This window comes from Burkholderia sp. E168m23 (assembly GCF_016586125.1).
In the GTDB taxonomy this organism is placed as follows: Bacteria; Pseudomonadota; Gammaproteobacteria; order Burkholderiales; family Burkholderiaceae; genus Burkholderia; species Burkholderia orbicola.
The window spans coordinates 1-7926 of sequence record NZ_BCPP01000233.1; the positions used below are offsets into that span (position 1 = coordinate 1).

Genomic DNA, 7926 nt, shown 5'->3' on the forward strand with positions numbered 1-7926 from the left:
AACGCGGGCATCAACGTATTCGCCGATCCGCTGACGATGACCGACGACGACTGGCGGCGCTGCTTCGCGGTCGATCTCGACGGCGTATGGCACGGCTGTCGCGCGGCGCTGGAGGGCATGGTCGAGCGCGGCCGCGGCAGCATCGTGAACATCGCGTCGACGCATGCATTCAGGATCATCCCGGGCTGCTTTCCGTACCCGGTCGCGAAGCACGGCGTGCTCGGTCTCACGCGCGCGCTCGGCATCGAATACGCGGCGCGCAACGTGCGCGTGAACGCGATCGCCCCGGGCTACATCGAGACGCAGCTGACGCGCGACTGGTGGGACGCGCAGCCCGATCCGGCCGCCGCGCGCGCGGAGACGCTCGCGCTGCAGCCGATGAAGCGGATCGGGAAACCGGAGGAGGTCGCGATGACGGCCGTGTTCCTGGCGTCCGACGAGGCGCCGTTCATCAATGCCGCGTGCATCACCGTCGATGGCGGGCGCGCGGCGCTGTATCACGACTGACACGATTGACGTAACGATTCGAAAGACCGCATGTGCGACGGCCGCGCGCACGCTGCGTCGAAACCAACAAGCGGCTGCATCCTGTTCGATGAAAACAAGGAGACACTGGAGATGAAACGCAGAACGTTCGTAACGCTGGCCGCCGCGGCGGCGGTGGTGATGGGCAGCCCGGTCGCGCACGCGGCCGACCCGGTCAAGATCGGCTTCCTGGTGAAGCAGCCTGAAGAACCGTGGTTCCAGGACGAATGGAAATTCGCCGAGATCGCCGCGAAGCAGAAGGGCTTCACGCTCGTGAAGATCGGCGCGCCGTCCGGCGAGAAGGTGATGAGCGCGATCGACAACCTGTCCGCGCAGAAGGCGCAGGGCTTCGTCATCTGCACGCCCGACGTGAAACTCGGGCCGGGCATCGTCGCGAAGGCGAAGTCGCACAACCTGAAGATGATGACGGTCGACGACCGCCTCGTCGACGGCGCGGGCAAGCCGATCGAGTCGGTGCCGCACATGGGGATTTCCGCGTACAACATCGGCAAGCAGGTCGGCGACGGCATCGCGGCCGAGATCAAGAAGCGCGGCTGGGACATGAAGGACGTCGGCGCGATCGACATCACCTACGAGCAGTTGCCGACCGCGCACGACCGCACGAGCGGCGCGACCGACGCGCTGGTCGCCGCGGGCTTCCCGAAGGCGAACGTGATCGCCGCGCCGCAGGCGAAGACCGATACGGAGAACGCGTTCAACGCGGCGAACATCGCGCTCACGAAGAACCCGCAGTTCAAGCACTGGGTCGCGTACGGCCTGAACGACGAGGCCGTGCTCGGCGCGGTGCGCGCGGCGGAAGGGCGCGGCTTCAAGGCCGACAACATGATCGGTATCGGCATCGGCGGTTCCGATTCGGCGTTGAACGAGTTCAAGAAGCCGCAGCCGACGGGCTTCTACGGCACCGTGATCATCAGCCCGAAGCGCCACGGCGAGGAAACTTCGGACCTGATGTACACGTGGATCACGCAGGGCAAGGCGCCGCCGCCGCTGACGCTGACGACGGGCATGCTCGCGACGCGCGACAACGTGGCGAAGGTGCGCGAGGAGATGGGGCTCGCATCGAAGTAAGCGGCCCGCCGGCTGCCGCGGCGATGCGGCGGCCGGCGGTCGATCGATCTGGAAGTGGGGAGACGACGTGTCAGCGGCACTGCGTTTTGACAATATCGGCAAGGTATTTCCCGGCGTGCGCGCACTCGACGGCATTTCGTTCGACGTGCATGCGGGCGAGGTGCATGGCCTGATGGGCGAGAACGGCGCGGGCAAGTCGACGCTGCTGAAGATTCTCGGCGGCGAATACCAGCCCGATGCGGGCAGCGTGCTGGTCGACGGCCGGCCCGTGCAGTTCGCGAATGCGGCCGCGTCGATCGCGGCCGGCATCGCGGTGATTCACCAGGAATTGCAGTACGTGCCCGACCTGACGGTCGCGGAGAACCTGTTGCTCGGCCGCCTGCCGAACGCGTTCGGCTGGGTCAAGAAGCGCGAGGCGAAGCGTTACGTGCGTGAGCGGCTCGCCGAGATGGGCGTCGATCTCGATCCCGACGCGCGGCTCGGGCGGCTGTCGATCGCGCAGCGGCAGATGGTCGAGATCTGCAAGGCGCTGATGCGCAACGCGCGCGTGATCGCGCTCGACGAACCGACGAGCTCGCTGTCGCATCGCGAGACGGAAGTGCTGTTCAAGCTGGTCGACGATCTGCGCGCGCAGGGCCGCGCGCTGATCTACATCTCGCACCGGATGGACGAGATCTATCGGCTGTGCGACGCGTGCACGATCTTTCGCGACGGGCGCAAGATCGCGTCGCACGAAGCGCTGGCCGACGTGCCGCGCGAGCGGCTCGTCGCCGAGATGGTCGGGCGCGAGATCGCGGACATCTACCATTACGCGCCGCGCGCGCTCGGCGACGTGCGGTTCTCCGCCGAAGGCATCGACGGCCCGGCGCTGCGCGAACCGGCGAGCTTCTCGGTGCGCGCGGGCGAGATCGTCGGCTTCTTCGGGCTCGTCGGCGCGGGCCGCAGCGAGCTGATGCGGCTCGTGTACGGCGCGGACCGCCGGCGCGCGGGCACGCTGACGCTCGACGGCAAGCGCATCGACGTGAAGCGCACCGGCGACGCGATCCGCCACGGCATCGTGCTGTGCCCCGAGGACCGCAAGGAAGAAGGGATCATCGCGATCGCGTCGGTCGCCGAGAACATCAACATCAGCTGCCGCCGCCATTCGCTGCGCGCGGGGTTGTTCATCAACGGCAAGACCGAAAGCGAAACGGCCGACCGTTTCATCCAGCGGCTGAAGATCAAGACGCCGAACCGGCGCCAGAAGATCCGCTTCCTGTCGGGCGGCAACCAGCAGAAGGCGATCCTGTCGCGCTGGCTCGCGGAGCCCGACCTGAAGGTCGTGATCCTCGACGAGCCGACGCGCGGGATCGACGTCGGCGCGAAGCACGAGATCTACGACGTGATCTACCGGCTCGCGGAGCGCGGCTGCGCGATCGTGATGGTGTCGTCGGAACTGCCGGAAGTGCTCGGCGTGTCCGACCGCATCGTCGTGATGCGCGAAGGCCGGATCGCCGGCGAGCTGCCGCGCGCCGAGGCGAACGAGCACGCGGTGCTGAACCTCGCGCTGCCGCAGACGAGCGCGGTCGAGGCGGCCTGACGCGGCCGGATACACCCGGAACATTCGAATCGAACACGCGCGGCGCGGGCCGCGCGATGCAGGAGCAGGAGACACACCATGCAAGTCAACGAAAACCTTGCCAGCGCCGCCGGGAAGCCGTCGGCCGACGCGCTGGTTCCGCAGCAGAGCGACCGCCAGAAGTGGTGGCAGCATCTGACCGAATACAGCCTGATCGCGATCTTCGCGGTGATGTTCATCACGATGTCGCTGACCGTCGATCACTTCTTCTCGATCGACAACATGCTCGGCCTCGCGCTGTCGATCTCGCAGATCGGCATGGTCGCGTGCACGATGATGTTCTGCCTGGCGTCGCGCGACTTCGACCTGTCGATCGGCTCGACCGTCGCGTTCTCGGGCGTGCTGTGCGCGATGGTGCTGAATGCGACCGACAACACGTTCGTCGCGATCGTCGCGGCGGTCGCGGCCGGCGCCGCGATCGGCTTCGTGAATGGCGCGGTGATCGCGTACCTGCGCATCAACGCGCTGATCACGACGCTCGCGACGATGGAGATCGTGCGCGGGCTCGGCTTCATCGTGTCGAAGGGGCAGGCGGTCGGCGTGTCGTCGGACACCTTCATCGCGCTCGGCGGGCTGTCGATGTTCGGCGTGTCGCTGCCGATCTGGGTCACGCTGCTGTGCTTCATCGGCTTCGGCGTGCTGCTGAACCAGACCGTGTACGGCCGCAACACGCTCGCGATCGGCGGCAATCCGGAAGCGTCGCGGCTCGCGGGGATCAACGTCGAACGCACGCGCGTGTACATCTTCCTGATCCAGGGTGCGGTCACCGCGCTCGCGGGCGTGATCCTCGCGTCGCGCATCACGTCGGGCCAGCCGAACGCCGCGCAGGGCTTCGAGCTGAACGTGATCTCCGCGTGCGTGCTCGGCGGCGTGTCGCTGATGGGCGGCCGCGCGACGATCTCGGGCGTCGTGATCGGCGTGCTGATCATGGGCACTGTCGAGAACGTGATGAACCTGTTGAACATCGATGCGTTCTACCAGTACCTGGTGCGTGGCGCGATCCTGCTCGCGGCCGTGCTGCTCGACCAGCTGAAGAACCGCGGCGTACGCGACTGACCGACTGTTTCCACGGAGACGACCCGCATGACCATCGATACTTCCGCGCCTGACTCGCAGGCTACGCACGCCGCGAGCGACGCGCGTTTCGCGCGCTACCCGAGCCTCGAGGATCGCGCGGTGCTGATCACGGGCGGCGCGACCGGCATCGGCGCGTCGTTCGTCGAGCACTTCGCCGAACAGGGCGCGCGCGTCGCGTTCGTCGACCTCGATGCGGCGGCCGGCGCCGCGCTCGCGGAACGCCTCGCGCACGTACGCCATGCGCCGCTGTTCCTGTCGTGCGACCTGACCGACGTCGACGCGCTGCGCCATGCGATCGATGCGATCCGCGCGCGCATCGGCGCGATCGCGGTACTCGTGAACAACGCGGCGAACGACGCGCGCCACGCGATCGGCGACGTGACGCCCGCGTCGTTCGACGCGGGCATCGCGGTGAACCTGCGTCACCAGTTCTTCGCCGCACAGGCGGTGATCGACGACATGAAGCGGCAGGGCGGCGGCGCGATCATCAATCTCGGCTCGATCAGCTGGATGCTGAAGAACGGCGGCTATCCGGTCTACGTGATGGCGAAGGCGGCCGTGCAGGGCCTCACGCGCGGCCTCGCGCGCGATCTCGGCCCGTTCGGCATCCGCGTGAATTCGCTGGTGCCCGGCTGGGTGATGACCGACAAGCAGCGCCGGCTGTGGCTCGACGACGCGGGCCGCGCGGCGATCAAGGCCGGCCAGTGCCTCGACGCCGAACTGCTGCCGGCCGACCTCGCCCGGATGGCGCTGTTTCTCGCGGCCGACGACAGCCGGATGATCACCGCGCAGGACGTGATCGTCGATGGCGGCTGGGCCTGACCGTTCGCACCGACCTGCATCGTTTCTTCGACGAAGGAAAGGAGCTCACCATGACCGCCACGTCCTCGCGCGCATCGTCGTCCACCAGCCAGTCGCGCCGCGCGCGCCTGGCCGCCGCCGCCCAGCCGGTCAGCCCCGGCCCGCAGACGGCCGTGTTCGCGCAGGGCGTCGGCGCCGCGCATGCGGCGGCCGTCACGCTGTCGAACGCGTCGCTGCGGCTCGACGTGCTGCCGCACCTCGGCGGCGGCATCGCGCGCTTCGACTGGCGCGGCGAGAACGGCGCGCTGGTGCCGGTGTTTCGCCGTTGCGAGCACCCGGAGACGGCGACGGACCCGAACGAGCTCGCGTGCTATCCGCTGCTGCCGTACTCGAACCGGATCGGCGACGGGCGCTTCGAATGCGACGGGCGCAAGGTCGCGGTGCCGCGCAACCGCCGCGACGAGCCACTGCCGATCCACGGCGACGGCTGGCTCGCGCGGTGGCAGGTGGACGATGCGACCGACACGTCGCTGCAACTGTCGCTCGACCGTGCCGGCGGCACGCCGTATGCGTTCCGCGCGATCCAGTCGTTCGAACTCGATGACGCGACGCTGTCGATCGCGCTGACGATCGAGAACGCGGGACGCACGCGGCTGCCGTTCGGGCTCGGCGTGCATCCGTTCCTCGTGCGTGATGCGGTGACCGAGCTGGCCGCGGCGGCGGGCGGCCTGTGGCTGTCGGGCGCCGATTTCCTGCCGGTGCGGCACGTGAGCGTGCCGCCGGCCTGGCAGTTCGGCGTCGCGTATCCGCTGCCGGCCACGCTCGTCAATCACGCGTTCACCGGCTGGGGCGGCCACGCGACGGTGAGTTGGCCGCGCCGCCGGCTGTTACTGACCGTCGCGGCCGACGCCGACGCGTACGTGCTCTATACGCCGCCGGGCGAGGATTTCTTCTGCTTCGAGCCGGTCGATCATCCGATCAATGCGGTGAACTTGCCGGGCGGCGCGGCCGCGCACGGGATGACGCTGCTCGCGCCCGGCGAGCGGCTCACGCGGCGCTTCGCGTTCACCGTCGAGCGCGCCGATGCGCGCAGCAATGCCACGACCCGCGAGGGAGCCCGGCGACGCGGGTAAAATACGCGGTCTACCAACGGTTTGCCGCGAGTACCCGCCATGTCTTCCCCGCTTACTTTCATTGAATCGCTGCGCGCCGCGTGGCAGCGCACGAATTCGCTGCTGTGCGTCGGCCTCGATCCCGAGCCGTCGCGCTTTCCCGTGCAGTTCGACGGTCAGCCCGACGCGATCTTCGAATTCTGCCGGCAGATCGTCGACGCGACCGCGCCGTACGCGAGCGCGTTCAAGCCGCAGATCGCGTACTTCGCCGCGCATCGCGCGGAAGACCAGCTCGAGCGGCTGATCGCGCACATCCATTTGCAGCATCCGGGCCTGCCGGTGATCCTCGACGCGAAGCGCGGCGACATCGGCAGCACGGCCGAGCAGTACGCGCGCGAAGCGTTCGAGCGCTATCGCGCGGACGCCGTCACGGTGAACCCGTACATGGGCTACGACTCGGTCGAGCCGTACTTCGAGCATGAAGGCAAGGGCGTGATCGTGCTGTGCCGCACGTCGAACCCGGGCGGCTCGGACCTGCAGTTCCTCGACACCAACGGCCGGCCGCTGTACCAGGTCGTCGCCGACCTCGCGGCGAACAAGTGGAACGCGCGGAACGGCCAGCTCGGCCTCGTGGTCGGCGCGACGTTCCCGAAGGAAATCGAGATCGTGCGCGGGATCGTCGGCGACATGCCGCTCTTGATCCCCGGCATCGGCGCGCAGGGCGGCGACGTGCAGGCGACCGTCAACGCAGGCCGCACGGCCGACGGCACCGGGATGATGATCAACTCGTCGCGCGCGATCCTGTACGCGAGCAAGGGCGAGGATTTCGCCGAAGCCGCGGCGCTCGCCGCGCAGAAGACCCGCGACACGATCAACGCGCATCGCTGATCGAATCGCACGACACCGCCCGGCGGGCCCGCCGGGCGGTTGGCGCCGGCCCCGCGCCGAGGGCCGGCGCCGCCTCTCGCATTCCCCCTTCGCTTTCCTCGATTCTCCCTGGCGCACGCGAACAACTTTCCGTCGCTTCCGTATCGCATGGGCGCAATTTATTCGCGCGATGCTGCCGCTTGTCACCGATCCGTCACAAAAATGTCAAGAAAAGGAGCGACGCCATGCCCAAGCTTTCCCGCCGTCTTCTGAGCGCATTCGCCGCGTCGCTGTGCATGACGTTCGCCCATGCGGCGGATCTGTCGCACTGGCCCGCCGACAGCGCGAAGGCGCTGAACGCGATGATCGCCGCGCACGCGAACCGCGGCGACTACGCGGTGTTCGACGCCGACAACACGACCTACCGCTACGACCTCGAGGAATCACTGCTGCCGTACCTCGAGAACCACGGCGTGCTGACGCGCGACTCGCTTGACCCGTCGCTGAAGCTGATCCCGTTCAAGGATTCCGCCGACTACAAGGAATCGCTGACGAGCTATTACTACCGGCTGTGCGAGATCGACGATCTGGTCTGCTATCCGTGGATCGCGCAGGCGTTCGCCGGCCAGTCGCTCGCCGACCTGAAGCGCCACATCGACGCGATGCTCGCCGACGGCAAGCCGATCCCGATCCGCTACTGGCAGGGCGACAAGGTCGTCGACGGTACGGTGAACCCGCCGCGCTTCTTTCGCGGGATGCAGGAGCTGTACAACGCGCTGCGCGAGAACGGTATCGAGGTCTACGTGATGACGGCCGCGCACGAGGAGCTCGCGCGGC

At 68.1% G+C, this 7926-nt stretch carries 7 protein-coding genes and 1 pseudogene; all 8 read left to right on the top strand.

Translation table 11 applies throughout. The features are described from left to right. Nucleotides 1-507 (top strand): SDR family oxidoreductase (locus JMF90_RS14265; protein ID WP_201325181.1); only part of this gene is annotated, 507 nt, incomplete at its 5' end. Nucleotides 508-618: 111 nt separating this feature from the next. After that, on the top strand, nt 619-1614 hold the full coding sequence (locus JMF90_RS14270) for an arabinose ABC transporter substrate-binding protein (protein WP_006476957.1): 996 nt from the start codon (nt 619-621) through the stop codon (nt 1612-1614). A 67-nt stretch (nt 1615-1681) separates the two neighbouring features. Continuing rightward, nucleotides 1682-3193 (top strand): L-arabinose ABC transporter ATP-binding protein AraG, encoded by a 1512-nt coding sequence (gene araG / locus JMF90_RS14275; protein WP_201316694.1) that lies wholly within the window; start codon nt 1682-1684, stop codon nt 3191-3193. Nucleotides 3194-3271: 78 nt separating this feature from the next. After that, nucleotides 3272-4288, top strand: coding sequence for an L-arabinose ABC transporter permease AraH (araH, locus tag JMF90_RS14280; protein ID WP_011544547.1), 1017 nt, complete (start codon nt 3272-3274; stop codon nt 4286-4288). A gap of 27 nt (nt 4289-4315) precedes the next feature. Continuing rightward, a complete protein-coding gene (locus JMF90_RS14285) occupies nt 4316-5131 on the top strand; it encodes an SDR family NAD(P)-dependent oxidoreductase (protein WP_053525679.1) in 816 nt (271 codons plus the stop codon). A gap of 50 nt (nt 5132-5181) precedes the next feature. Then, nucleotides 5182-6243: an aldose 1-epimerase gene (locus JMF90_RS14290; RefSeq protein WP_201316695.1), complete on the top strand. Its 1062-nt coding sequence runs from the start codon at nt 5182-5184 to the stop codon at nt 6241-6243. 39 nt (nt 6244-6282) lie between these two features. Then, nucleotides 6283-7110, top strand: coding sequence for an orotidine-5'-phosphate decarboxylase (gene pyrF / locus JMF90_RS14295; protein ID WP_011544549.1), 828 nt, complete (start codon nt 6283-6285; stop codon nt 7108-7110). A gap of 224 nt (nt 7111-7334) precedes the next feature. Beyond that, nucleotides 7335-7926, top strand: a pseudogene (locus JMF90_RS14300) (haloacid dehalogenase-like hydrolase); the annotation flags it as partial.

Coding starts and splice junctions, on each gene's coding strand:
- pyrF (WP_011544549.1), top strand. CDS start 6,283: ATGTCTTCCCCGCTTACTTTCATTGAATCGCTGCGCGCCGCGTGGCAG.
- JMF90_RS14270 (WP_006476957.1), top strand. CDS start 619: ATGAAACGCAGAACGTTCGTAACGCTGGCCGCCGCGGCGGCGGTGGTG.
- JMF90_RS14290 (WP_201316695.1), top strand. CDS start 5,182: ATGACCGCCACGTCCTCGCGCGCATCGTCGTCCACCAGCCAGTCGCGC.
- araH (WP_011544547.1), top strand. CDS start 3,272: ATGCAAGTCAACGAAAACCTTGCCAGCGCCGCCGGGAAGCCGTCGGCC.
- JMF90_RS14285 (WP_053525679.1), top strand. CDS start 4,316: ATGACCATCGATACTTCCGCGCCTGACTCGCAGGCTACGCACGCCGCG.